Origin of the sequence: Prevotella sp. AGR2160, from assembly GCF_000424185.1 — a bacterium.
Taxonomy (GTDB): Bacteria; Bacteroidota; Bacteroidia; order Bacteroidales; family Bacteroidaceae; genus Prevotella.
The window spans coordinates 15,673-40,121 of sequence record NZ_AUJK01000001.1 but is presented as its reverse complement, the minus strand read 5'-3'; the positions used below and the strand labels follow the sequence as shown (position 1 = coordinate 40,121).

Here is a 24,449-nt window from a genome sequence, read left to right as displayed (position 1 = left end):
ATGCAGTGGCGGAACATGATGAATCATGTCCCTACGGCGATGGCATCGTGGCAGACATGTGCGGCTTCCTCATTGGGTAGACAATGGAGGGTATAGATACCTGTTGTCTGAATGAGTTTCGTGACGGTGTCACAGATACGGTTGAAGAGTTTCGGCTCCCATTTCATGCTCGAACAAGAGGGGAGGACGGATACGAAGGCCTGGACGGGCGGCAGTTTCTCCACGCTGTTGGTCGTTGCCCTGTCTATACGTGTCAGGGCTCCGAGTCGCGCTTTCACATTCCGGTAGCACGGTGTCTTACCGCTCCAGGGGCTACCATATATATAAGGTGTACCGTCTATGATGCGGATGATGGGGTTATCATCATTCATCAAGTCACAGTCGGGGAGATATCTCAGCCACATGCTCACCTGTGTGCTCTTTCCCGTCCCGCTCTTAGCGATGAAGGCATAGCCCCAGCCGTGCTGCCGCACCAGTGAGGCATGGATGAGGAGGGTGTCATGCCAGGCGGCGGAGAACGAGAAGACGAGCATGAGGGCGTTATTCAGTCCGAACTTCCGCATGTTGTAGTTGCCGTTGAGGGCACACTGGCAGCGGGAGAAGTCGGCATTGGCGATGAGCAGACAACAGCTGCCGCCATTGAGGTCCTTGATAATGAACTGGTAGCCGCCGTCATCAATACGGTCCACGATGGTATTGCCATTCCCCGTATCGAAATTACGAATCCGTTCCCGACGACTCTTCTCCACAGGTTGTAGCTTGTCGTCAATGCGCAGATGGAAGAGGAGTGACTTCCCCTCTTTCGGCTTTTCACAGGAAAAAGGCAGCATCGACGGAACGAGGTCGATGCTGTTAAATTTGCTTGCGGCGAAAGAGAGACAGACGGGCATCTCTGCCAGTGAGAAGAAAAAATCTTGGTTGTTTGTACCCATCGTTACCGGTTCATGTTACCGCCGGGACCCATGCCATGGCCCATATCATTACCGGGCCCCATACCGTTTTCGGGACCTTCATCGCCTGGGCGCATACCCTGTTTCGGCGCGGCGGGGCGTTTCTCTTTCTTCGGTTTCTTGTTATTCTTCTTTTTCTCCTGGGCAGCCTCGGCCATTCCTTCCACAGTATCTTCCCAAGGGGTATAAGACTTGAAAGCAAAATCAGCGTCCATATTCTTGACGATATAAAGAATCGGGGTCACCTCGTTCTCACCGCGTTTGGCTCTTTTCTTGTTTTTTTTCTGCTGCTTCTCGTTGAGATTACTATAGCGGGTCATCATACTGGTCCGCATTTTCTCAGCAGCCTCCTTCGTAGCAGCATATTCCACGACGCAGGTGCGGAAAGGCATGCCCTTCTGCTTGAAATAGTTGCGGAGCTGGTCGGAATACTGGTCACGGCCGCGCAGAAAATTCGTCTTGGAATCGAACCATGCCGAGTCGACGGGCATGACATCGGAGACATAGACCGTGGAGTCATTGAAAGAGGCGGAGAAACCATACATATAGATCTTCTTCATGACGTCACGGGCAGAAGCTGCCGGCGTCGAGAGGACGAGGGCGGCAGCGGAGAGAAGCATATATTTTTTTAAATTCATACGTGTTGATGATTATCCTAAGAATGTCTTGAGAACCTTACTGTCGACACTGTTGCGGAGCTTTCGCAGACTCTTCTCGCGAAGCTGGCGTACACGTTCGCGTGTGAGGTTATACTTGGCTCCGATCTCCTCAAGGCTCAGCTCCGGTCCGTAGAGGCCATAGGTGTCCGCAATGATGTTGCGCTCCCTTTCGGTGAGGAGGGTGTCGAGGGCTGTTTTCAACTCTTTCTTCAGCGACTCTTGCATGAGTTCGGCATCGGCGGGCGGCGTGTTGGCCGGGACGGTGTCGGCGAGACTGTTGTTTTCATCATCCTGGAATGGCGCGTCCATACTGACATGATGGGTGTTGCCTTTGATGGCTTCCTCGATCTTGTCCTCGGGGATATTGGTCTCCATGGAGATCTCCTCGATACTCGGCTTGCGCTCGTTTTCCTGTTCAAACTTGTTCAGGGCCCGGCTGATCTTAGAGACATTGCCGACCTGGTTCAGTGGCAGACGTACCATACGACTCTTTTCGGCGATCGCCTGAAGGATACTCTGACGGATCCACCAAACGGCATAGGAGATGAACTTGAATCCCCTTGTCTCATCGAATTTCTCAGCGGCCTTGATAAGTCCCATATTCCCCTCGTTGATGAGATCGGGGAGGGAGAGACCCTGATTCTGATATTGCTTAGCCACAGAGACGACGAATCGCAGGTTGGCCTTGGTGAGTTTATCCAGGGCCTCCCGGTCGCCTTTCTTAATGCGGCGTGCCAGTTCCACCTCTTCTTCGGGAGATATCATCTCTTCATGACTGATCTCCTGAAGGTATTTGTCAAGTGAGGCGTTCGCACGGTTGGTGATAGACTTTGAAATTTTCAACTGTCTCATGCGCATACAGATTAAGTTTGGTTGCAAAAATACGAATTTTATTTCATTTGACAAAGAAATCCCCATAGTTTTTCATTATTATGTTAATGAAAAGCTATGGGGATTCATTCACTGATCCTATTGTAGGTGTCGTCCTATTGTGGCCACGCACCTACATTGAGGCGGAACATCATAAATTATTTCTCCAGCGGGACGGCGTAGTAAGCCTTCTTGCCGGTGGGCCAGATACCCTGGATATAGAGTACCGGACTCTTACTCGTAGAAGCAGACTTGACGATATTCTGGAGCTCGTCGATCGTACTGATCTTCTGGTCGTTGACGACCTGGATGATGAGGCCGCGGTTGATACCGGCCTGTTTGAAGGCACCATTGTTGACTTTCGTCACGACGAGGCCGTAGTTGATACCCATCTGTTTCTTCTCTTCGGCGTTGACAGGACGGAACTGGGCACCGAGAACATCGAGGTCTGCCTGTTTGACGATGGACGTCGTGCCCTGCGCGTTCTTCAGCGTGACGGTCTTGCTGTGCTTGTTCTTGTTATGGAGATAGGTGATGGTGACCTTGTCACCGGGTTTCTTGCTGTTGATGATCTCCTGCAGCTCACCCATCTTCGTGATCTTCTTACCGTCGACATTGATGATGACATCATTCTTCTGCAGACCGGCAGCGGCACCGGCGCCATCAGGATCGACACTGTCGACATAGACGCCCTCGTTGGTACCGAGGTCTACGCTCTTGCCGTCTTCTTTCTGGGCATTGATATAGTTGAGCACGTCACCACCCTTGATACCGAGCCATGCACGCTGTACACTGCCATACTGCTTAATATCGCTGATGACCTTGTTCATGATGGCCGTCGGAATGGCGAAGCCATAACCTGTGTAACTGCCGGTAGGAGAGTAGAGCATGGCGTTGATGCCGACGAGCTCGCCACGCGTGTTGACGAGGGCACCACCGGAGTTACCGGGGTTGATAGCGGCATCGGTCTGGATGAACGAGGAGATACCTGTTGTGGCTCCCGGCTCGTTGATGCTGCGGCCTTTGGCACTGACGATACCGGCGGTGACGGTGCTGTTCAGACCGTAGGGGTTACCGACGGCGATGACCCACTCGCCGACCTTCAGGTCGTCACTGTTGCCGATAGGCAGGGTGGGGAGGTTCTTGGCATCGATCTTGATGAGGGCGAGGTCGGTGACCTTGTCGGTACCAATGATCCGTGCGGAGAACTCGCGGTTGTCGTCGAGGGTGACGGTCAGCTCGTCGGCGCCTTCTACGACATGGTTATTGGTGACGATATATCCGTCCGGGCTGATGATGACACCACTACCCGTGGCTTCCTGCTTCGGCGTCTGCACCTGTTGCTTGCGGGTGCCGCCGTTGCCCTGGTTCGGATTACCGAAGAAGCCGAAGGGATCGCTGAAGAAGTCATCGAAAGGATTGCTCTGTACTTCAATGGTCTTAGTCTTGGAATTCTGGACATACTTGATATGTACGACAGCAGGGAGAGCCTTGCTGGCGGCATAGGTAAGGTCTACGGGCTGACCGGCAGCTGCTACGGCAGGAGCCTCGGCGGCCTGTACTTTGATGAAAGCGCCTGTGGAGAGTGTCAGCGAAGCGACACAAGCACCGGCGATCAAATACTTACTGATGTTCTTTGTCATAATCGTTATCTTTATTACTGAATATTTTCTATTTTCCAAAATCGCTTGCAAATATAAGCGCAAAATTTGTTAATCTGCCATGATGACGCTTATCTTTATCCCAATTTAACAATTTAATTTTTGACCTTAAGTGTTCTTAAGCAATAAAAGGAGAAATGATAAAGAAAGTTTCTTGATTTAAGAAAAAGTTTGTACCTTTGCAACCCGAAAGCAGTGTCCCGGCTCTGCCGCTGGCGTCCTTGGCGGCGCGAGAGGAAAGTCCGGGCAGCACGTGGACGCTTCACTTCCGAAAATAGAAGCTATTGGTGACAGTAGGTGACGGCAGAAGAGAATGACCGCCCCTTTGGGGGTAAGGGTGAGAAGGTGGTGTAAGAGACCACCAGCCGCCGGGTGACCGGCGGGCTGTGCCGGCTGGAGGCTGCAAGTTCATGTATACCACAGTCTGAGGGGTAGTCCGCCCGATTGTCCTTGTGACATCTGTGGAGGGTAGAATGCTTGAGGCGGCGGGTGACCGTCGTCCTAGATAAATGGCAGGCGGCAGTCTCTGACTGCAACGGAACCCGGCTTACAGGGGCACTGCTTTCGTTTTTTTATTTCTTGACCATTACTTAATAGCAGAAGACTATGCTGAAAGAACTTGACAAGCCGATCCTTGATGACTTCGAGCATCAGGTGACGCGGAAGATGCAACAGTTTGAACAGGATGCGGCCTTCCCGAAGTTGGAAGACTACGGCCTGTCGCGTGAAAAGCTCGATGATTATCTCTTTGATAAACAGGCTATCCTCGACATGGGTGGGTCACCGCGCACGCAGCTCACCATTGCCGGTGTCCTCATCGTTCTTCCCGTCCTTATCCTCTCGGCATTCCCCGAGGAGAGTTATCCTTTCGGTTCTTATACGCTCTTTGCCGCCATCGCCCTGGGCATCCTTCTGGCCCTCTTCGCCAAGTCGTTATTGAAGATGATTATCCAGGTGCGCCTGCGCAAGCTCGCTGATCCGAAAGTGGACGGCTTCATCCATGCCGTGCTGAGATATAAACAATAAAAAAAACGGATGCTCAACTTTCGTTAAGCATCCGCTTTCGTGCGCCCTTAGGGATTCGAACCCTAGACCCACTGATTAAGAGTCAGTTGCTCTACCAACTGAGCTAAGGGCGCAAGATTGATGAAAGACTTCATCGCTTTGATTCCGTTTGTGCGCCCTTAGGGATTCGAACCCTAGACCCACTGATTAAGAGTCAGTTGCTCTACCAACTGAGCTAAGGGCGCAAACGAATTTTGCTACATCTCTGCGAGTTACCGAAGTACTCATTTCTGAAATGCGAGTGCAAAGGTACATACTATTTTTGATACTGCCAAATTTTTCGGCGTATTTTTTCAAAATTTTTTCCTGAGCCGGTATTTTCGGCGTAGATTCGCTCTTTTCCCGCGGCGTCATTTTCCGTGATGACATAGTCGTAAGCGTTGCCGAGATTCTCGCGGATCCGCTCCATCTGTTCTTTCGGGATATTCACGGCGATGAGGCTGCGGGCATCAGTGGTGTCGTTACCTATATATATATTATAGGTGTCGCGGCGTGTCAGCGGCAGGGCAGGGTAGGCGTTGAAGGTCCGAAGGAAATCATAGAGTCCTTGTACGTTGTCGAGGAGGAATTTCGTGCGGAAGAACGCCTGACCGAGACCTTGACGGCGGAGTATATAGAGTTCACGCGTGACATCGCCAATCTGCCACGAGCCTTCTTTCGGATCGAGGAAGTAGATGCCGAGTCCGGCAGCGATGTCTTTCCCTTGGGCCTGCTCCTTCCAGTCGATGGCGAAGGGATAGAAGTTGTTGTCCCGGAAATACATCATCGGATAGAGGTTGTCCATGAGCCCCTCGTGGAGCCATCCCGTAGCATCCTGGCAGACGCGCTCGTAGGCATTCCAGCCATGGCTCCAGAAACGGCTGAGGTCGTCGGCCTTGCCGATGGGAGAGCAGGAGAGGGTGACCCACGGCTTCACGCTGGTGACGGCGTCATGAATCTTACGGACGATGGACGTGATATACGCGCGGGCCTGATCGTGGTTCTTGCGAATCTTCCATGTCTCGGGATAACGGATATAGTCGAGGTTGATGCCGTCGACATCATAGCGGCTGACGATCTCCCGGCACAGTCGTGCGAGATAGTCGCCCGTTCGCGGGTCTTCGGGATCCATATAGCACTCGTTGGCGATGGTCTTGATGCGCCCTGAGAAACGGCGGCGCAGATTCTTCACGCCGGCCTGGTTGGGATGGCCCACGGGGATGCAGACGATCCACGCCTCCAGGCGCATGCCGCGGCGGTGGCACTCGTCGATGGCGAACTGCAGGGCGTCATAGCCCGGCGACTTCCCCGGGAATCCGCTCAGACAGCCGTCCCACGGCTCCAGGTCGGAGGGGTAGATGACGGTGCCGCGGATGCGGGTCTGCAGAATGACGGTATTGATGTTGACGGCCTGCAGTTTATCGAGGATGTCGCGCAGCTGCTGTTTCTGCCGCTCGATGGACGACGGTGTCTGTGCGTAGCCGCGGGGCCAGTCGAGGCCACCGATGGTCGTGAGCCATACGGCGCGCGTCTCCCGTTTGGGGCAGTAGGATGTGCTGTCGTTATGCTGAAGATTGGTAAACCACTGTGCCTGAGCCTCCGAAAGGGAGAGCACCAGAAGGGTGAGCGAAAAGAATAATCTATTTATGACTGACATTTTCTGATAAATTTGCCACAAAGTTACAACTATTTTTTTGTTTCTCAAATAAAATGAGTAATTTTGCAAATGTTATCTCACACAAGAAACAAACTTTACAAATAAAATGATTTCATTTACTTTAAGTCTTGTGGCCCTGATCCTCGGATATCTCCTGTATGGAAAGTTCGTGGAACATGTCTTCGGGCCTGATGACCGTCCCACGCCCGCCGTGGCGAAGGCCGACGGTGTCGACTATATCGTCATGCCGACATGGAAGATCTTCATGATTCAGTTTCTCAATATCGCCGGCACGGGTCCTATCTTCGGTGCCATCATGGGCGCGTGGTATGGTCCTGCGGCCTATCTGTGGATCGTACTCGGCTGTATCTTCGCCGGTGCCATGCACGACTATTTCAGTGGCATGCTCAGTGTGCGTCATGGCGGCTGCGACCTGCCCAATCTCGTAGGCACCTATCTCGGCAAGAAGGCGCAGGCGGTGATGCTCGTCTTCTCCGTGCTGTTGCTGATGATGGTCGGTGTCGTCTTCGTCTATTCGCCGGCGCTGATCCTGAAGGATATGTGGGGCTCCACGCTCTTCTGGGTCATCGTGATCTTCATCTACTATATCATCGCCACGCTGTTGCCGATCGACAAGATTATCGGAAAGATCTATCCCATCTTTGCCTTCTCGCTCCTCTTCATGGCAGCGGCGCTGATGGTCGGCCTCTTCGTGAAGATGCCCGCCCTGCCGGAGCTCTGGGATCATGCGAGCACTTTTAATAATAATGTACCGCCGAAGATCCTCGGCGTGGAGAGCTATCTCGGCAAGAATCCTCTCTTCCCCTGTCTCTTCCTGACGATTGCCTGTGGCGCCATCAGTGGTTTCCACGGTACGCAGAGCCCGTTGATGGCCCGCTGTATCGATACGGAGAAGCATGGCCGTGCCGTCTTCTACGGTGCCATGATCACGGAGGGTGTCGTCGCCCTCATCTGGGCTACCGTCTCCATGTATTTCTTCTACTATGGTGGTTGGAAAGAGTGCTTGGATGGCAATACGATCAACGAGTTTATGCAGCAGGTCAAGGTCCCCGGCGGCAAGACGCTCATCCAGTATTTCACGGCGCCGAATGTCGTGGAGGATGTCTGTCGTGGCTGGCTCGGTCTCTTCGGTGGTATCCTGGCTATCCTCGGTGTTGTCGCAGCGCCGATCACTAGTGGCGATACGGCGTTCCGCAGTGCCCGCATGATCATCGCCCAGGGCCTTCACATGAGTCAGCGTGAGATCCATAAGCGTCTCGTCATCTGTATCCCGATGTTTGCCGCTGCCATCGCCTTGCTCGTTTGGCAGATGGAGAATCCTGATGGCTTCAACACCATCTGGCAGTGGTTCGGCTGGAGCAACCAGACGTTGAGCGTCTTCACGCTTTGGACGATCACTGTCTATCTGACGCAGAAAAAGAAACCGTTTTATATCTCCTTGATCCCGGCACTCTTCATGACGACGGTATGTTCCACGTTCCTCTTCGTCAGTCCGATGGCCGCCGGTCTGCCTGTGAACATCGGCTACTCCCTCGGCGCTGTCTGCCTCGTCATCGCCTGCGTGTGGTTCTTCGCGTGGTACCGGAAACAATAGATCCTCTGCAGGGGCCGTCCCTTGTGGCGGCCCGATGCCCGTTAGGGCATTTCAAAGACGCATGACGATTCGGCGTTCCGCCGACGGGCCGCCACAAGGGACGGCCCCTGCAAATGGATCAATAATATATGTTATAATTTTGGATCAGCAATATCCCTCAAAACTCTTGGAGAAGGCCGTCAGCGCCTTTGCCACCCTGCCGGGCGTAGGGCGGCGCACGGCGCTGCGCCTTGCCCTTTTCACGCTCCGTCAGGACGAGCAGCAGGTAGACAGTTTCGTCGATGCCATCGCCCGACTGAAGAAGGATGTGAAATACTGTAAGGTATGCCATAACATCAGTGACACCGATGTCTGTCCCATCTGCAGTGATCCTCATCGTGACCACCATACCGTATGTGTCGTGGAAAATATCCAGGATGTGATGGCGGTGGAGAATACAATGCAGTATCATGGCCTCTATCATGTCCTTGGCGGTATCATCTCTCCGATGGATGGTATCGGTCCCAGTGACCTCGCTATCGGTTCCTTGGTGGAGCGTGTGGCGAAGGGAGATATCAACGAGGTGATCCTCGCCCTCGGTTCCACGATGGAGGGGGATACGACGAACTTTTATATCTCCCGTCAGCTGGCGCCTTATCCGAATGTGAAGCTCACCGTCATTGCCCGGGGTATCTCCGTGGGTAATGAACTGGAGTATACGGATGAGGTGACGCTCGGCCGTTCCATTCTCAACCGTCAACCATTTAACAAATAAAATCATGGAAAATCAACCTATAACATTAGAAAGTGCCCAAAAAGTACTGATGATCCTTGCCGTCAGCGACTTGCTGATGGCCGCCCTCATCGTCCTCGTCTGTGAGACGGGTGCTGTCGATCTCTCCGTTGTCGATTTCTCGGAGAATCCTACAGTACTCTTCCTCACTGAGTGTATCGACCAGATCGTGAGTATCGCCTTGATACCCTTGGCATTGTATCTCTTCAAATTCAAGAAAGTCCATGCCGAACTGATGGCGAAGAAGGCTGAGGCCTTGCAGCGATGGGGCATCATCCGGTTGCAACTGTTGTTGCTGCCGTTGTATGTCAATATCATCGTCTATTATATCACGATGGTGCCGGGCTATGCCTATATGGCGGTGATCCTGCTTATCGCCCTCGTATTTGTCTTTCCCTCCAAGGGACGTTGTGAAAGGGAGATCAGCGAATGAAACTGTCTGTTGTTATTGTCAACTATAATGTGAAGTTCTATCTCGACCAGTGTCTGCGGTCGGTGGAGCGGGCGATGGAGGGGATTGACGGTGAGGTGATCGTCGTCGACAACCATTCCTCTGATGGCAGCGTGCCTTTCCTCAAGCCTCGCCACCCCGAAGTGACGTTCATCGAGAGTCTGCGTAACCTCGGCTTCGCCCGTGGCAACAACCTCGCCATCCGCCAGGCCCGCGGCGAGTATGTCCTGTTGCTCAATCCCGACACGATTGTCGGGGAGGATGTGTTCCGCGAGGCCCTTACCTTCGCCGACGCTCATCCGAAGAGTGGGGCCATTGGCGTGAGAATGCTCAATGCCTATGGACTTCGCGCCCCAGAGTCACGGCGCGGCATCCCGACGCCGATGACGTCCTTCTATAAGATGTCGGGGCTGTGCCAGCGTTATCCTAATCATCCGAAATTCGGACATTATTATATGTCGGATTTACCTTGGGACCGTCCCGGAGAGATCGAGATTGTCAGCGGCGCTTTCTGTCTGCTACGCCATGAGGCCTTGAAGGCTGTCGGTCTCCTCGACGAGGATTTCTTCATGTACGGCGAGGACATCGACCTCAGTTATCGCTTGTTGAAGGGCGGTTGGAAGAACTATTACCTGCCGTTGAATATCCTGCATTATAAGGGGGAGAGCACGGAGAAGAGTTCGTTCCGTTATGTGCATGTCTTCTATGAGGCCATGCTGATTTTCTTCCGCAAGCATTACGGTCATCTGAGTTTCCTGCTCTCCGTGCCTATCCGCTTAGCGATCATGGCGAAGGCCTCCGTGAGTCTGCTGGGGCTCTTCCATCACCGTATCCGTAAGATGCTGGGATTTTTCACGCCGTCAACGAAGAAGTCTGTCGACTATCAGGTCTTCAATGCCGAGGATAACGCGTTCGCCAAGATCCTCCAACAAATGGAGCTGTCGGATCATCAGCGGCAGTTGGCGCTCTATTATCCCTCGTCGCGGCTGATGGTCACGATGGATAATGTCTTCGAGAACGTGCCGGCGAACTTTCTGGGATAAGCTCATGGTGTGACGGCGATTTTGTGTAAAAGGAGTAGGACATGATGATGTTTATACTTTTTGCATGCAATTTCTTTGTTGTCTCGTTTTTTATATTTATATTTGCAAGAAAATAAGAGCTTATGTGTAGATATGAAGACATAGAGGAATGGAAACTCTCAAACGGTAAAACGATAAAAGAGGTAAACAATGCGGTCCATGATGAGGTAGAAAGAATTTACCTTGAGGCATGGGCTAAGGGGGTTTCTGTGCCTTACTTTGATAAAAGAGGTAATATTTTTTTCGCTAACCCTGACGGCAGTGATGATGCTGTGAGACTCAACAAACAGGATAGGAGTTATCAAGTACTTTATCGAGCAGCTGAGCCTGGAAAGGGGAAAATGGCATATCTTATTAAGTAAGCTCATATTGTAACATGATCAATAAGCGCCCGGAATTCTTTGTTGTTTTACAGTTGTGCAAAACTACTAAGCAGATTCCCTCAAAATTGACAGCGGGTAAAGGTTTATCGTGCGCATCGGGATCTCAATTCCGACGATTGGCCGCAAATAAGCGAATTTTGGAGCTATTTGCTAACTGATTGATTCATAATGTAATAGAAAAATTGTTGCTTTTCTGGATGAAATTTCTTGCATATTTATCAGCGTATTTATGCAATATAACCCTGTTTTATTAATAATTATGCAGAAATACACGTGATTTCCCGGTCGTAAACATCGTATTTAGCGAGTGTATCTTTCGTGGAGAATTTTCTAAACATCGTGTTTAGAAAATTATCTACGATAGAGAGCGATGTGTGGCTGATGAATTGCCATGTCTACTTGTCATTTTCAAGGGTTCGCTTTCCAGAACCGTTTTTTATCTTGATGGAATTTCGATGTCGTTTTTCAGTCAGTGGAGGTGTAGACTGACTGTTTTCTGTCGCATTCAACAAAAACATGTTTGGTGCAATGCGGCGGGTTGATTTTAACGAAAACCATAAAAATTAATAAAAACCGGTACACCCGATTTTTCCTGTGCGAATGGCTCCTTCAATATTGATGATTATTGATGGAGGCAATCTCGTGCCACATGTTTTTTCAGGTTCCCGAATGATTCCCTTGCGTGGCCGCAACATGGCGGCCACCTACCAGAGGGAAAAGAAAAGCCCCTCCTTGTTGGAGAGGGGCTGTGTATAGGTGTTATTGAAATTTCTTCAGATATTCGCCGGCACGCGTCTCGCCGAGCTCCTTGGCCTTCTGGAGATTCCGGAGACCCTCTTCTTTCTGCTTATTCTCACACTGGGCGATACCGAGGATGAGATAACCCTGGGCAAAATCGGGGGCAGCCTTCGTACAGGCTGTGGCAACCTGGATCGCCTGCGGCAAGCGGTTGACGAGAAGTTCGAGAGAAGCCCACTGCGCGAGGTAGAGCGGCTCACGGGGACTGAGATAACTGCAGCGCATGATGTCGAGGAGGGCCGGCTGCCACTGGTGGAGCTTCATCTCACACTCGTATTTGGCGTGATAGAACGTCGGGTCCACTCTCGTGGAGAGTGTGTCGTAAGCGATATAGTCTTTCAGTGCGTTGCGATAATCCTCTTTACTCTGCAGCCACTGTCCGCGTACAAGGTAGTACGGTGCTACGATACCTTTCTGCTGACCGACACTGACGGCACTGTCGAGGAGCGCTTTCACCTCACTTTCGGGCGCTTTCAACTGCATCTTACACTGGGCCGACTCATACCACAGTTCACCGTTATTGATATTGGTCTTCGTCAGCGCCTGAAAACTGTCGTAGGCTTTCTGATAATCGCCCTTGAGATAAGTCACTTGCGCAATCTGGTGCTGATAGGCCGGATTCGGCGCAATGCTGTTGGCTTTCTGGGCCAGCTCGAGGGCCTTGTCAGCCGTCCAGGGCGTATAACCGCCCTGCGGGGTGAAGGCAACATACTGGTAAACCTGTTGCGCATAATTGGAGTAAGCCTCATCTTTCTTGGCGGCCTTAGTCACTCCGAGCTGCAACTCCTTGTCAGCGTCGGCGAATTTTCCGGCATTGCAGTCGAGTTCGGCGAGGGCCTGATAGCCCGTTGCTGACGTCGGGAATTTCTCAATGAACTCACGGGCATACTTGTAGTTGTCAGCCTTGCTGCGTGTAGAACGGGCGAGCATGAGCGTGGCCTCAGCGGCATTCTCATCATCGGGAAGGCCCGTACGGATTCCCGTATGACTGAGTTTCTGAATACTCAGCGCGTCCATGTGAAGACTATTGACGAAACGACCGTCGGTAATGCCGGACTCCGTCCCCGAGGGCAGGCCTTTGATGAGTCCCACGAGTTGTCCGCCACCATTGACAACGGGAGCGGCGAGATCCGCATCCCCCACAACATATTTCGTGATGGCGTAGGAATAGTGATTGTCAAACGGTTCGACGTGGTCGACTGTGAGTTTCTGACTTGCTGTCTTCCCCGTGGAGGCCGAAACGAGCCACAGTGTACAGCCACCGCTGACAGAAGAGGCGAGGGCAACGCCCGTAGAACTGCCTTCAATCTTCAGTTTGGCGACATCGTAGTTCTCATCGGCGCCCATGATATAATCCACGGCGCGTGTCTTGCCGAAAGCATCGACGACGACGGCACTGTCGGCGCCGTCGAAGGGCGTGAACGCCGTGAGGGCAGTACCTTTGTTGTCTATAAATACACCCTGACAGGTCATCAAACTCTGTCCGTGGTTGAATGTCTTTAAAGTGAAGACGGCCTTGGCCGCTTTCTGTACGGCAGCATTCTGGCTGAAGGCCGGCATGGCGAGCAGCAGCAGGGCTGCCCAAATGATATTTTGTTTTTTCATTTTTGTGATAATTTCAAAAGTGAGCGGGCATTGCTGATGGCGGCATCGGTGATGTCGCTGCCCGAGAGCATCTGCGCAATCTCTTTCACCCGTTCTTCGGGAGAGAGCATGCGCATGTGGCTGACGGTGCCTTCCGGCGTGTCCTCCTTATAGACCTTGTAGTGCGTCGTGCCCATGGCAGCGATCTGCGGCAGATGGGTGATGGAGATCACCTGACGGTTGTTGTCGCCCATCTCCTTCATGATCTGTGCCATCTTCTCGGCGATGGAGCCGCTGACACCCGTGTCGATCTCATCGAAGATGATCGTCGGCAGTTTGACGGCCCCGCTGATCATGGCTTTCAGCGACAGCATGACGCGGGCGATCTCACCACCCGAGGCCACTTGGGCTACAGGTTGCAGTTGCATGTTCTTATTGGCGCTGAAGAGAAAAGCCACTTTATCACAGCCGTCAGCAGAGAGCGGCTTCGGCGTGATACTCACCTGAAAACGGACATTCGGAATGCCGAGGGGAATGAGGCGCTCACGCATCTCTTTCTCCACCTGTTGGGCACTCTTCGCACGGGCTTGGGAGAGACGATCAGCGAGTTGCTGACTCTTCTCTTGGAGTTTCGTGACGCGGCTTTCGAGTTCAGCCACTTGGGCATCACTGTTATCGATATGGGATAGTTGTTCGTCGATGTCATCCTTGATCTTCAGCAGGTCGGCGATTGTCTCCACATGGAATTTCTGTTGAAGGGAATAGATCGTGTCGAGGCGCTCGTTGATCTCCTGCAACTGCTGGGGATCGAACTCCACATTCTCCATGCTGTTGCTGACCTCCTGGGAGATATCCTTCAATTCGATATAAGAGGAGTCGAGGCGGTCGGCGAGGTCCTTGGCATCAGCGAAGACGGCTTCGATGTTATGGAGCTTTTGGGCGGCATTCTTCACCTGGTCCACGAGGTCGTTGTCCTCGCCCGTGAGCATCTGGTCGGTCTGCCACAGTGCCGTCTTGATCTCTTCGGCATGACTCATCGTCTCACTCTGCTGCTCGAGTGTCTGCTGCTCGTCAGCCTGCAGATGGGCATCGTCAATCTCCTTGAATTGGAAACGGAGAAAGTCCTCATTCTCTTTACTCTTGATGATCTCCGCCTTCAACGTCTCGAGCTGCTGTTCGGCCTTTCGGTATTCCTGGTAGGCGTTGCGATAGTCTTTCAGTAGGCCTTGGTCCTTGGCGATGATGTCGACGACACTGAGTTGGAAGTCATCCTTTTTCAGCAATAGGTTCTGGTGCTGAGAGTGGATGTCGACGAGTGTCTCACCGAGCTCACGCATCGTTGTCAGCGGCACCGGCGTGTCGTTGATGAAGGCACGGCTCTTACCGGCAGCCGTCAGCTCCCGTCGGATGATGGTGTCGTTGGGATCGACGTCAAGGCCGTTGCGCTCGAAGAAATCATCCATGCCATAACGGCTGAGGTCGAAATGGGCCTCGATGACACATTTCTTTGCGCCGGGGTGGATCTGCTTGCTGTCGGCGCGGTTGCCGAGGAGCAGGCCGATGGCACCGAGGATGATGGATTTTCCCGCTCCCGTCTCACCCGTGATGACGGAGAAGCCGGGGTTGAAGCGCATGTTCAGTTCCGTGATCAGCGTGAAATTCTGTATGTAGAGTTGCTTGAGCATGATCGAAATAACGATTTGATACTGAGATGACAAATGATGGTCTCAGACTTATTGTTTGATTTTCTCCCACGACGCGTTCTGGGAGGCATTGATACCGAAGAGGATCTCGTAGACGCTCTCTTTCTCCTTTTGGGTTCCCTTGCCCTTGAAGATATTGGCGAGCTCGTCTTTCTTATAGTCCGTCCAGATCTGCGGCAGCGTACTCAGCGGCTTGTCCTCATGGGCTTTCTTCAGGTCGTTCTCGATAGCCGTGACGATCTCCGTACGGCCGCGGTCCGCATTCTCCGCCATCTCGTCGAGGCCCTTGCGGTAGTAGTCATACTGCAGTTGGCGGAAGGGCTTCATGGCACCGTCGAGATAGTCGTTGATGATCGCGAAGCGGTTCCGGTCGTTGTCGAAGGCCTTCCAGCCGTTGAAGGTGAGGTCCTGGGCGTTGTTGACGAGGTTCATGCACTGCTGCAGCACTTCCTCGCCACCCATGGGGGCGAAGGAGTCGAGATCGAGGCCGATGATGAGATAGGCATAATAGGCGAAGAGCGCCGTGAGCTGGTTGTCGATCGTCTCCTCGTTGAACTGCAGTTGGTCGAACTGGGAATAGGTGAAATCGAAGTTGTTGTCCGTATTATTATATAAGGTGGTGGTATAGGCAGCGTTGAACACGGGCCTGTTGGCCTGGATGAGGGCCTTGCAGGTGAACATGTTCGCGTCCTTGTCGTATTTCGTCACCGTGATATTGAAGCTACAGACAATGCGCTCGTTCTTCTGAAACTGCAGGTTCGTCCACTGGCGGTCGTTGACAAACTGGGTCAGCGACTGCTGGAGGTTGTCGAAGACCGTGTTGTCCGTTCCCTGAATCTGGGAGTGGTTGATGACGATCTTCGCCTGCAACTCCTGAGCGTTAAGATTCAAAGAGGCGAGCAAGCTCATCGACAATGTCGCGAGCCACCTCCATCTTCGGTTTCTTTGCATAGTCTTTCTTTCCTTTTCGTGAGATGATAGAGATCTGATTATCGTCGGTACCAAAGGTGGTTCCCTTGTTGCGGGTGGAGTTGAGGACGATAAAGTCGGCGTTCTTCTTCTCGAGTTTCCGTTCGGCGTTGGCCTCCTCGTGATCGGTCTCCAAGGCAAAGGCGACGAGATGCTGACCGTCCTGTTTCATCGCTCCCAAAGCGGCGGCGATGTCATGGGTTGGCTGAAGGCGGAGGACGAGATCGTCCTTCTCGCGCTTGATCTTCCGATCGGCGATGGTTTCGGGACGGAAATCGGCGACGGCGGCACAGAGGATGGCGGCATCACACTGCGGGAAGGCCGTCGTGGCCGCCTTATACATCTCCTCACAACTCTCCACATCGATACGGTGGATACGCGGACTGCACTGCTGGTGAACAGGACCGGCGATGAGCGTCACGTCGGCGCCACGGCGCAGACACTGTTCGGCGATGGCAAAGCCCATCTTCCCACTGCTGTAGTTGCCGATGAAGCGGACGGGATCAATCTTCTCATAGGTCGGTCCCGCCGTGATGAGAACATGGCGGCCGGAGAGGGGACAGTGGTCGGCGGCAGCCTCCTGACGGTCGAAGAACTCGTCGAGGGTACGCACGATGACATCAGGCTCTTCCATACGGCCCTTTCCCTCCAGTCCACTGGCCAGAAAACCCGTGGCGGGCTCGATGATATGGTTGCCGTAAGCCTTCAGCTGCTTGAGGTTCTTCTGCGTGGAAGGATGACGGTACATATCGAGGTCCATCGCCGGGGCGATGAAGACGGGCGCCTTCATCGACAGATAGGTCGTGATGAGCATGTTGTCGGCGATGCCGTGGGCCATCTTCCCGAGGGAAGAAGCGGTGCATGGGGCGATGAGCATGGCGTCGGCCCACAGGCCGAGGTCGACATGACTGTGCCACGTGCCGTCACGCTGGGAGAAGAACTCGCTGATCACGGGCTTGTGCGTCAGGGCACTGAGGGTGATGGGCGTGATGAACTCCTTTCCCGAGGGCGTGATGACGACCTGCACCTCCGCGCCGGCCTTGATGAGGCCGCGGATGATGAGGCAGGCCTTGTAGGCGGCGATGCTTCCCGTTATGCCGAGTACAATCTTCTTATTGCGTAACATGGGCGGTGGTTAGTTGATCTTCGTCTGCAGTTCACGGAGACGGATACGTGTGAGCACCTGCTTCGTGTTGAAGGTGAAGTCGGAGGAGAGCATCCAGTTGAAATAGCCGGGATCACGGTGCAGTACCTGTGACACGTCCCAGCCACGGTATTTACCGAAGTTGAAGACCTCATGGCGGCGCGGCTTGCCGTCCTTGTCGAGGAGGACATTGCCCTTGCCGTCGGTCAGCGGCTGCCAGATGATACGGCCGGCGAAGTCGACATTATCATTCTGTTTGGAGAACTCCGCGAGTTCATCCATGTCGTTGTGGAGCACACGGTCAGCCTCTTCCTGTTTGCCGGGAGCATACATGTCGAGCTCTCCCTGCAGCACACGGTAGGTAGCCTCCGTATCCTGGTCGGCACGGTGGGCCTCGAGGTCATCCTCCATCTTACGGCCCGTATAGAACTTATAAGCTGCGGCAAGGTTACGCGGTTCCATCTTATGGAAGATGGTCTGCGCATCGATGAGGCGCGCTTTCGAGAAGTCGAAGTCGATGCCCGCACGGAGAAATTCCTCGGCGAGCATGGGGATATCGAAGCGGTTGGAGTTGAAACCGGCGAAATCACAGCCTTTGAACTCCTCGGCCAGTGACGGTGCCTGTTCCTTGAAGGTCGGCTTGTCCTTGACGGCCTCATTCGTGATACCTGTCAGGGCGATGACCTCCTCCGGGATCTGTTTGCCGGGGTTAATCAGGAGGTTACCCCGTTTCTCGGTACCGTCGGGAAGTACTTTGATATAGGAAATCTGAATAATCCGGTCAGCAACGAGGTCGAGACCGGTCGTCTCCAGGTCGAAGACGATGAGCGGCTTGGTTAAATGCAGTTTCATTCCTTTAGTCGTTTAGCAACATGGGCATGACAAGCATGAGGATGTCTTCGTTCTCAGGTTGTGTCTCCGGGGTGATAACGCCGGCACGGGAGGGATCGGCGAGGGCCATGACGATATTGTCACTCGTGAGCGTGTTCATGACCTCCAGAAGGGTAGAGCCCTTGAAACCAATCTCCATGGGCTGGCCACTGTAGTCACAGATGAGCTGCTCACGGGCAGACGTGGCGAAATCGATATCCTCGGCTGTCAGCTCCATCTTTCCTGATTCAAGGTGGAGACGTACGCTCTGTGTGCTCTCACTGGCGAAAGGAAGTACACGACGGAGAGCGGAGAAGAAACTCTTGCGGTCGATCGTGACCTTATTGGGGTTGTCCTGCGGAATGACGGAGTTGTAATTGGGATAGCGGCCTTCGATGAGGCGGCAGGAGAGCAGACCATCAGCATAGATGATCTCTGCCTTCTCCTGGTTGAAGCGGATCGTCACCTCACCGGCATTACGGTCGAGGCCGTTCTTGATGAGCGTGGCGGGCTTCTTCGGCAGGATGAAAGAAGCGGGATTCTCACCCTTGATATTCATCTCACGGTTACGGACGAGCTTATGGCCGTCGGTGGCGACGATGGTCAGGAAGTCGGTGGTGAGGTCGAAATAGATACCGTTCATCACAGGACGCAGATCATCATTGCCCGTAGCGAAGAGGGTACGCGTGATGGTATCTACGAGGACACCGGCATCGATGGTGATATTCGTGATATTCTCGTTTACAGCTTCCAGACGGGGATACTCTTCAGCATTCTGTGTGTTGAAGTTGTACAGACCATTCTGGTAGATGACCTTGATGGTCATCGCCTCCAGGTCAACGTCGAGGGTCAGCGGCTGTTCGGGGAGCTCCTTGACGGCATCCAGGATATTACGGTTGTTCAGGCAGAACTCACCATCGCCGTCGGCTTCGTCCAACTGCATGTGGCACTGCATGACATTCTCACTGTCACTTGCTGTCACCGTGAGGGTGTCGCCATGAACCTGAAAGAGAAAACAGTCGAGGATCGGCATGGAGTTCTTACTGTTGATCACTCGGGAAAGCATATTGAGTTTGGCGCTCAATGCTGTGCTGGATAATGTAATTCTCATGAGAATATATTCTTATTTTTAGTTGTTTCTGATTTCAATGACAAAGTTACGAAAAAAAAACGGGATAGAAAAAGATTCAAGCCAAAAAAAAATTGTACCTTTGCGATCCCTTTGAATGTGGGATTTAAATAGAAAGAAAAATGACAAAAGAAGAATTGATGCGTAGAGCCATCGCGCTCTCAGAAGATAGTGTCCGCCAGGGTGGCGGACCTTTCGGTGCCGTTATTGCCCGTGATGGTGAGATCATTGCCGAGGCTTCCAACTCCGTGACCCTTGACGATGATCCTACGGCTCATGCGGAGGTTAACTGTATCCGGCGGGCCTGTAAGAAACTGAAGACGTTTGATCTCAGCGGTTGTGAGATCTTTACGAGTTGTGAACCCTGTCCGATGTGTCTCGGGGCGATCTACTGGGCCCATCTTGACAAGATTTACTATGGAAATACGCGTAAGGACGCTGCCACGATTGGTTTCGATGATGACATGATCTATCACGAACTGGCGCTGGATCCGTCCCGTCGTCAGAAACCGATGCGCCCGCTTCTGCGTGCTGAGGCCCTTGCCGCCTTCGAGATGTGGAAGAACGACGAAGGGAAAATAAAGTATTAAAGATTGCAGGGGCCGTCCACCCCCTTCATTTCCCCCGGGCACGGGGGAAATGAAGGGGGTGGACGGCCCCTGCAAAGGATCAAAGGTTGTCGATGTCCTCAGCCTCCCGTTCCATGATGGAGGCGGCGAGGCTGTCGCCGGCCTGGACGATGGAGCAGAGCGGATAGAGCGTGCGGGCGGTATCATAGCAGCGCTCATCCTCATAACTGTTGAAGTTGAGGCCGAAGGCGCCCATGTGCCAACGGATGGCGAGCATCTCATCATCGTACATCACGAGTCCGGAACAGAGCAGGTTGATGACACTCTTCTCTCCATGTCCCATCGGGAATTTCTTATAGGAGATGGCCCAGCCGGGGACATCCTCCCACATTCCCGTGACGGGATTCTTTTTCCGTTTCAATGCTTTCTTGTAGATATCTGCCTTACAGACATCATGGAGCAGGGAGGCGATGATGACATGATCGCGCTTCACTTCCTTCTCTACGGTAGGATCGAGCTTTGACATTCCCTCGTAGACCATCAGTGAGGCTTTGCAGACATTGATACTGTGCTGTGTCAGGCCACCCTCCACATTGAGATGATGGCCGGCGGAAGCGGGAGCGTCAAAGAAGCCCCAGTCTTCGAGATCAGCGATGACATCGTCTACGCCCTCGCGCTTCGTAGAGCGCAGCAGTTCACAAAATTCCTCCTTATTCTTGTCCTTATCGATATTCATAACACAAAAAGAAGGGACATGAAGAATCATGTCCCTACACAAAAATTAAATACCTAATTTCTTACGGATATCCTTGGGGATAGCGTTCTTGTTGACCATGAAGTCCATGGTCTTGTAAGCGATATAGTTCTTGGTCATATACCAGATACCTTTGTAATCGCCATATTTACCCCAGGAGTTCTTGACCATATAGTATTCGCGGCCGTTCTGATCCTTGGCGAGACCGAAGATCTGCATACCGTGGTCGTCGGTTGTCTCCCAGTTGTCGAAGGCATCTTGACGCATCTGCTGTGTCGGCGTGATCTCAGGAGCGGTGACACCCAGCGAGTCGAGCTTCTCCTTCTTCTCATCCTTAGAGAGTTTGAACCAACGGTCAGCGTCGGTGCCGGCCATGGAACGGACCTTCTTCACGTCGTAGGCGATACCGAGACCGCTGCGCGTGAAACCGTCCTCGGTGACATCACCACCCCAGGCGATGGTATAGCCGTTGTTGATGGCGTTGTCGATGATCTTCGTGAGATCCTCGATGGGCACGTTGTAGCTCATCGGCCAGCGCCAGTTGTCCTGTACCTCTACGGCAAACTGGCTCCACATCGGATGATGGGTATAGGACGTGATGCTCACATAGTCGTCCCAGTTCAGACCGAGGCTGGCAGCGAAAGACTGCGGCGTATAGGTCTTGCCCTCATAGACGAACTTATCGGGGCATTTGCCGAGGTAAGCGTCGAGGATGCCCTGCAGACCATTCTTCCAAGCCGGAGAGAGCTTCTTGCTGTCACTCTTGGCAATGCCCTCTACATACGGTGTCATGACCTTGAAGAACTCGCCGAAGTTGGCGAGGGAGTCGCCGTAGAGCGTGCCGGGAGCCGGCATGGCACTCTCGGGGCAGATACCGTAATGCTGAATGCAGTAGAGAGGATCATAGGAAGAGCCGCCCTCGGAGAACGATACATCGCCGTGCATGCGGACAGCCTTGATGGCACGGTCCATATAAGTTTTGTTGGCAACGAACATCTCACAGAGGTCGTAGGTCTTGCCCGTCTTCTTGAGAATCTCACTCTCGAAGAAGCTCAGCGTGGAATAGTCCCAGCACGTGCCGCTGCGGTTCTGGTCCTTGATACTCGTGATCGGGTTCTCCTTGATGACGGTGAAGACCGGCTTGTTCTTGTTTACTACACTGTCTTTGGCCGTCTTGGCATTGCCACTGATAGCCACCACGGCTAACAAGGCGGCTGCGAAAATTTTTCTCATGTAATCTCTTTTATTTTTTCTTGTACTATAATTGTTATCTTGAATTTACTTAGTTGTTGGCCATGAATGCCTCCACATCTTTCGGATGATAGGGGATACGGTCCTTGCCGAGGAAGCGGCAGCCGTCGTCGGTGATGAGGACATCATCCTCGATACGGATACCGCCGAAGTCCTTATACTCCTCGAGCTTGTCGAAGTTGAGGAACTCCTTGCAGTGGCCGCTGGCTTTCCAGTCGTCGATGAGGTCAGGGATGAAATAGATACCCGGCTCGTCGGTGATCACGAAGCCCTTCTCCAGTCGACGGCCCATACGCAGGCAGTTCGTACCAAACTGGTCAAGGATAGGACGTGTCTCCTCGTCGAAACCGACATTCGTCTGACCGAGACTGTCCATGTCGTGGACATCCATACCCATCATATGACCGAGGCCGTGGGGCATGAACATCGCGTGGGCACCGGCGCGGAGCGCCTCTTCGGTATCTCCCTTCATGAAGCCGAGCTCTTTCAGGCGCTCGATCATCAGTCGGCAGACATCAAAATGAACATCCATCCATTTCACGCCCGGTTTAGCCACCTGCAACGTGTAGTCATGGCAGGCCTCGACGATGGAGTAGATCTCCAACTGGCGCTGCGTGAACTTACCGTTGACCGGATAGGTACGCGTGTTGTCACTGCAGTAGTTGTTGATGGTCTCAGCGCCGGCATCACAGAGGACGAGCCGTCCGCTCTCCAGCGGTGCCATCGTCGGGTTGCCGTGCATGATCTCACCATGCTGCGTGAAGATCGTGGGGAAAGAGACCATGGCTCCGTAGCTGTTGGCGATACCGTCAACCTGTCCGCCGATGTAATGCTCGAGGATGCCCGGACGGGTGAGCTTCATAGCCGTGGTGTGCATCTTATAACCGATGACGGCACCCCGCTCGAGTTCCTCAATCTCCTCAGCCGTCTTCGTAGAACGGAGTTTGACGACTGCCTTGATGAGCGGCATGCTCGCCTCGTCCTTCTGTTGGTTAGGATGGATACCGAGGAGATCGAAGATCTGCAACTTGATATCATAGCGGTAGGGCGGGAGATAATGGATCTTGCGCTTCTTCGCCATGGCATCATTGCAGATGGTCTTCAGTGTCTTCATCGGCGCGGATGAGTTGACCCCCACTTCCTTGGCCATCTCCGACACCGTCTTTACCTTTCCGTACCAGACGATGTCCTCAATGTCGATATCATCACCGACGAGGGTCTCCATGTCGTTGTCGACATCGATGACGCCCACGAGTCCGTCCCGGTTCTGTCCGAAGAAATACAGGAAGGACGAATCCTGCCGGAACGGATGGTAGCCGTTGGACGGGAAGTTGGCAGGGGATTCGTTATTGCCGAAGATGAGGATGACGCCCTGACCGACCAGCTTTTTCAAGGCTTCGCGGCGGGCTATATAAGTCTCTTTACTGAACATATTTTCTTACAATTTTTTACCTTTTTCCGTTGATGATCGGAATTTGATTGCAAAGTTACAGATTTTTTCGGAAAAAAGTATTATCTTTGCATGGAAAAATGAATAAAAACGGAAAATTTATAATAAATTAAGCAATAAACGAAGCGTTGAGTATGTTGAAAATCAATTGGAATACGGGTCTTGTCCTTGAAGGGGGAGGGATGCGCGGTGTCTTCACGAGTGGTGTCCTGGACGCTTTCATGAAGTACCAGCTCTACTTCCGCTATACCGTCGCCGTCTCCGCGGGAGCCTGCAACGGCATGTCGTATATCTCCCGTCAGCCGCGGAGGGCACGCATTTCAAATATCGACTACCTCGCCCGTTACCATTATATCGGTCTGCGCCATCTCGTGACCCAGGGCTGTATCTTCGACCGGCAACTGTTGTATGATCGATTTCCCAACCAACTGTTGCCTTTTGACTTCGACGAGTTTTTCAAACACTCCGCGGGTTTTGAGATGGTGACGACGAACTGTCTGACGGGCCGGCCGATGTATCTCTCCGAGACGAAGGACAAGCAGCGGGCGCTCGATATCGTACGGGCCTCGAGCAGTCTGCCTTATGTCAGTAAGATCGTGATGGTCGACGGCATCCCCATGCTCGACGGCGGAATCCTCGACAGTATCCCCGTGGAGCGGGCCATTGCTACGGGACACGAACATAACGTGGTCATCCTGACGCGTAACAAAGGGTGGCGCGACACGGGCGTGGACCGGAAGACACCGAACTTCATCTATAAGAACTATCCGCGGCTGCGGCTGGCCCTGAGCAAGCGTCATGTGGCGTATAACCGCCAGTTACAGCTCGTTGACGACCTCGAGGCGGCGGGGAAGATCACGTGTATCCGTCCGCTGCGCCCGCTGGAGGTGGGACGGATAGAGAAAGACACTGCCAAGCTCGAACGCCTCTATGAGGAAGGCTTCGAACTGGGTGAGAAGTTCTGCCAAGAACAGGTATAAGATACCCCGTTCTTGAGGATATAAAAAACAGAGTAACAGATGATGAATCATCTGTTACTCTGTCTTTTTTGTATATTGTTGGCGGGGAATTGATTCTCTGGCGT

The 24,449-nt window shown here is 53.0% G+C and carries 22 protein-coding genes, 2 tRNA genes and 1 other RNA gene; 9 read left to right on the top strand and 16 right to left on the bottom strand.

Annotated elements, in window-relative coordinates; translation table 11 throughout:
• Positions 1-23: 23 nt before the first annotated feature.
• The 4 genes from G604_RS0100165 to G604_RS0100150 all read right to left on the bottom strand — a co-directional run bounded on the left by G604_RS0100165 (position 24) and on the right by G604_RS0100150 (position 4,122).
• The gene (locus G604_RS0100165; protein ID WP_028908765.1) at positions 24-932 is read right to left on the bottom strand and encodes a hypothetical protein; all 909 of its coding nucleotides are present in this window, start codon (positions 930-932) and stop codon (positions 24-26) included.
• Positions 933-934: 2 nt separating this feature from the next.
• Positions 935-1,588 (bottom strand): hypothetical protein, encoded by a 654-nt coding sequence (locus G604_RS14620; RefSeq protein WP_155941814.1) that lies wholly within the window; start codon positions 1,586-1,588, stop codon positions 935-937.
• A 12-nt stretch (positions 1,589-1,600) separates the two neighbouring features.
• Positions 1,601-2,461, bottom strand: coding sequence for an RNA polymerase sigma factor RpoD/SigA (locus G604_RS0100155; protein WP_028908764.1), 861 nt, complete (start codon positions 2,459-2,461; stop codon positions 1,601-1,603).
• A gap of 176 nt (positions 2,462-2,637) precedes the next feature.
• Positions 2,638-4,122, bottom strand: a complete 1,485-nt coding sequence (locus G604_RS0100150) for a Do family serine endopeptidase (RefSeq protein ID WP_036904168.1) — start codon at positions 4,120-4,122, stop codon at positions 2,638-2,640.
• A gap of 210 nt (positions 4,123-4,332) precedes the next feature.
• On the opposite strand from G604_RS0100150, the gene rnpB reads away from it, so the two are divergent.
• An RNA gene (gene rnpB / locus G604_RS14645) (RNase P RNA component class A) lies at positions 4,333-4,706 on the top strand.
• Between the two features lie 40 nt (positions 4,707-4,746).
• A complete protein-coding gene (locus G604_RS0100145; protein WP_231376002.1) occupies positions 4,747-5,166 on the top strand; it encodes a hypothetical protein in 420 nt (139 codons plus the stop codon).
• A gap of 40 nt (positions 5,167-5,206) precedes the next feature.
• Here the strand turns inward: G604_RS0100145 and G604_RS0100140 are convergent.
• The 3 genes from G604_RS0100140 to G604_RS13075 all read right to left on the bottom strand — a co-directional run bounded on the left by G604_RS0100140 (position 5,207) and on the right by G604_RS13075 (position 6,841).
• Positions 5,207-5,279: transfer RNA gene (locus G604_RS0100140), tRNA-Lys, on the bottom strand.
• 38 nt (positions 5,280-5,317) lie between these two features.
• Positions 5,318-5,390: transfer RNA gene (locus G604_RS0100135), tRNA-Lys, on the bottom strand.
• A 71-nt stretch (positions 5,391-5,461) separates the two neighbouring features.
• The gene (locus tag G604_RS13075) at positions 5,462-6,841 is read right to left on the bottom strand and encodes a glycoside hydrolase family 10 protein (protein WP_036904165.1); all 1,380 of its coding nucleotides are present in this window, start codon (positions 6,839-6,841) and stop codon (positions 5,462-5,464) included.
• 106 nt (positions 6,842-6,947) lie between these two features.
• Between G604_RS13075 and G604_RS0100125 the strand changes: the two genes are divergently transcribed.
• From G604_RS0100125 to G604_RS0100105, 5 genes are all read left to right on the top strand, one after another.
• Positions 6,948-8,456, top strand: coding sequence for a carbon starvation protein A (locus tag G604_RS0100125; RefSeq protein ID WP_028908761.1), 1,509 nt, complete (start codon positions 6,948-6,950; stop codon positions 8,454-8,456).
• Between the two features lie 139 nt (positions 8,457-8,595).
• Positions 8,596-9,210: a recombination mediator RecR gene (gene recR / locus G604_RS0100120; protein WP_028908760.1), complete on the top strand. Its 615-nt coding sequence runs from the start codon at positions 8,596-8,598 to the stop codon at positions 9,208-9,210.
• Between the two features lie 4 nt (positions 9,211-9,214).
• The gene (locus G604_RS13070; RefSeq protein ID WP_155941813.1) at positions 9,215-9,661 is read left to right on the top strand and encodes a hypothetical protein; all 447 of its coding nucleotides are present in this window, start codon (positions 9,215-9,217) and stop codon (positions 9,659-9,661) included.
• Entirely contained in the window at positions 9,658-10,722 is a 1,065-nt protein-coding gene (locus G604_RS0100110; RefSeq protein ID WP_028908759.1) for a glycosyltransferase family 2 protein, read from the top strand. The genes G604_RS13070 and G604_RS0100110 overlap by 4 nt, the downstream gene beginning before the upstream one ends.
• A 122-nt stretch (positions 10,723-10,844) precedes the next feature.
• Positions 10,845-11,123, top strand: a complete 279-nt coding sequence (locus G604_RS0100105) for a hypothetical protein (protein WP_028908758.1) — start codon at positions 10,845-10,847, stop codon at positions 11,121-11,123.
• Between the two features lie 780 nt (positions 11,124-11,903).
• Here G604_RS0100105 and G604_RS0100100 read toward each other — a convergent pair.
• The 6 genes from G604_RS0100100 to dnaN are packed head-to-tail and all read right to left on the bottom strand — an operon-like array spanning position 11,904 to position 19,323.
• On the bottom strand, positions 11,904-13,547 hold the full coding sequence (locus tag G604_RS0100100; protein WP_028908757.1) for a tetratricopeptide repeat-containing serine protease family protein: 1,644 nt from the start codon (positions 13,545-13,547) through the stop codon (positions 11,904-11,906).
• Entirely contained in the window at positions 13,544-15,211 is a 1,668-nt protein-coding gene (gene recN, locus G604_RS0100095; protein WP_028908756.1) for a DNA repair protein RecN, read from the bottom strand. The genes G604_RS0100100 and recN overlap by 4 nt, the downstream gene beginning before the upstream one ends.
• Before the next feature lie 48 nt (positions 15,212-15,259).
• Entirely contained in the window at positions 15,260-16,138 is an 879-nt protein-coding gene (locus G604_RS0100090; protein ID WP_028908755.1) for a DUF4835 family protein, read from the bottom strand.
• Positions 16,110-17,324 carry a bifunctional phosphopantothenoylcysteine decarboxylase/phosphopantothenate--cysteine ligase CoaBC gene (gene coaBC, locus G604_RS0100085; protein WP_028908754.1) on the bottom strand — a complete coding sequence of 405 codons (1,215 nt, stop codon included), beginning with the start codon at positions 17,322-17,324 and terminating at the stop codon, positions 16,110-16,112. The genes G604_RS0100090 and coaBC overlap by 29 nt, the downstream gene beginning before the upstream one ends.
• A 9-nt stretch (positions 17,325-17,333) precedes the next feature.
• On the bottom strand, positions 17,334-18,194 hold the full coding sequence (locus G604_RS0100080; protein WP_028908753.1) for a 3'-5' exonuclease: 861 nt from the start codon (positions 18,192-18,194) through the stop codon (positions 17,334-17,336).
• 4 nt (positions 18,195-18,198) lie between these two features.
• On the bottom strand, positions 18,199-19,323 hold the full coding sequence (gene dnaN, locus G604_RS0100075; RefSeq protein ID WP_028908752.1) for a DNA polymerase III subunit beta: 1,125 nt from the start codon (positions 19,321-19,323) through the stop codon (positions 18,199-18,201).
• A 140-nt stretch (positions 19,324-19,463) separates the two neighbouring features.
• On the opposite strand from dnaN, the gene G604_RS0100070 reads away from it, so the two are divergent.
• Positions 19,464-19,931 (top strand): nucleoside deaminase, encoded by a 468-nt coding sequence (locus tag G604_RS0100070; protein WP_028908751.1) that lies wholly within the window; start codon positions 19,464-19,466, stop codon positions 19,929-19,931.
• Positions 19,932-20,010: 79 nt separating this feature from the next.
• Here the strand turns inward: G604_RS0100070 and G604_RS0100065 are convergent, their stop codons facing one another.
• From G604_RS0100065 to G604_RS0100055, 3 genes are read right to left on the bottom strand one after another with little or no spacing between them, the layout of a single operon-like run.
• Positions 20,011-20,646, bottom strand: coding sequence for a hypothetical protein (locus G604_RS0100065; protein ID WP_028908750.1), 636 nt, complete (start codon positions 20,644-20,646; stop codon positions 20,011-20,013).
• A 45-nt stretch (positions 20,647-20,691) separates the two neighbouring features.
• Entirely contained in the window at positions 20,692-21,897 is a 1,206-nt protein-coding gene (locus tag G604_RS0100060) for an aminopeptidase C (protein ID WP_028908749.1), read from the bottom strand.
• Between the two features lie 49 nt (positions 21,898-21,946).
• Positions 21,947-23,347, bottom strand: a complete 1,401-nt coding sequence (locus tag G604_RS0100055) for an aminopeptidase P family protein (protein WP_028908748.1) — start codon at positions 23,345-23,347, stop codon at positions 21,947-21,949.
• Between the two features lie 155 nt (positions 23,348-23,502).
• Between G604_RS0100055 and G604_RS0100050 the strand changes: the two genes are divergently transcribed.
• Complete coding sequence (locus G604_RS0100050) at positions 23,503-24,345, top strand: patatin family protein (RefSeq protein WP_028908747.1); 843 nt, start codon at positions 23,503-23,505, stop codon at positions 24,343-24,345.
• Positions 24,346-24,449: the final 104 nt, after the last annotated feature.

Coding starts and splice junctions, on each gene's coding strand:
- G604_RS0100125 (WP_028908761.1), top strand. CDS start 6,948: ATGATTTCATTTACTTTAAGTCTTGTGGCCCTGATCCTCGGATATCTC.
- G604_RS0100070 (WP_028908751.1), top strand. CDS start 19,464: ATGACAAAAGAAGAATTGATGCGTAGAGCCATCGCGCTCTCAGAAGAT.
- dnaN (WP_028908752.1), bottom strand. CDS start 19,323: ATGAGAATTACATTATCCAGCACAGCATTGAGCGCCAAACTCAATATG.
- G604_RS0100060 (WP_028908749.1), bottom strand. CDS start 21,897: ATGAGAAAAATTTTCGCAGCCGCCTTGTTAGCCGTGGTGGCTATCAGT.
- G604_RS0100065 (WP_028908750.1), bottom strand. CDS start 20,646: ATGAATATCGATAAGGACAAGAATAAGGAGGAATTTTGTGAACTGCTG.
- G604_RS0100110 (WP_028908759.1), top strand. CDS start 9,658: ATGAAACTGTCTGTTGTTATTGTCAACTATAATGTGAAGTTCTATCTC.
- G604_RS13070 (WP_155941813.1), top strand. CDS start 9,215: ATGGAAAATCAACCTATAACATTAGAAAGTGCCCAAAAAGTACTGATG.
- G604_RS14620 (WP_155941814.1), bottom strand. CDS start 1,588: ATGAATTTAAAAAAATATATGCTTCTCTCCGCTGCCGCCCTCGTCCTC.
- G604_RS0100145 (WP_231376002.1), top strand. CDS start 4,747: ATGCTGAAAGAACTTGACAAGCCGATCCTTGATGACTTCGAGCATCAG.
- G604_RS0100150 (WP_036904168.1), bottom strand. CDS start 4,122: ATGACAAAGAACATCAGTAAGTATTTGATCGCCGGTGCTTGTGTCGCT.
- G604_RS0100080 (WP_028908753.1), bottom strand. CDS start 18,194: ATGAAACTGCATTTAACCAAGCCGCTCATCGTCTTCGACCTGGAGACG.
- G604_RS0100100 (WP_028908757.1), bottom strand. CDS start 13,547: ATGAAAAAACAAAATATCATTTGGGCAGCCCTGCTGCTGCTCGCCATG.
- G604_RS0100090 (WP_028908755.1), bottom strand. CDS start 16,138: ATGAGCTTGCTCGCCTCTTTGAATCTTAACGCTCAGGAGTTGCAGGCG.
- G604_RS13075 (WP_036904165.1), bottom strand. CDS start 6,841: ATGTCAGTCATAAATAGATTATTCTTTTCGCTCACCCTTCTGGTGCTC.
- G604_RS0100155 (WP_028908764.1), bottom strand. CDS start 2,461: ATGAGACAGTTGAAAATTTCAAAGTCTATCACCAACCGTGCGAACGCC.
- G604_RS0100105 (WP_028908758.1), top strand. CDS start 10,845: ATGTGTAGATATGAAGACATAGAGGAATGGAAACTCTCAAACGGTAAA.
- coaBC (WP_028908754.1), bottom strand. CDS start 17,324: ATGTTACGCAATAAGAAGATTGTACTCGGCATAACGGGAAGCATCGCC.
- recN (WP_028908756.1), bottom strand. CDS start 15,211: ATGCTCAAGCAACTCTACATACAGAATTTCACGCTGATCACGGAACTG.
- G604_RS0100165 (WP_028908765.1), bottom strand. CDS start 932: ATGGGTACAAACAACCAAGATTTTTTCTTCTCACTGGCAGAGATGCCC.
- G604_RS0100055 (WP_028908748.1), bottom strand. CDS start 23,347: ATGTTCAGTAAAGAGACTTATATAGCCCGCCGCGAAGCCTTGAAAAAG.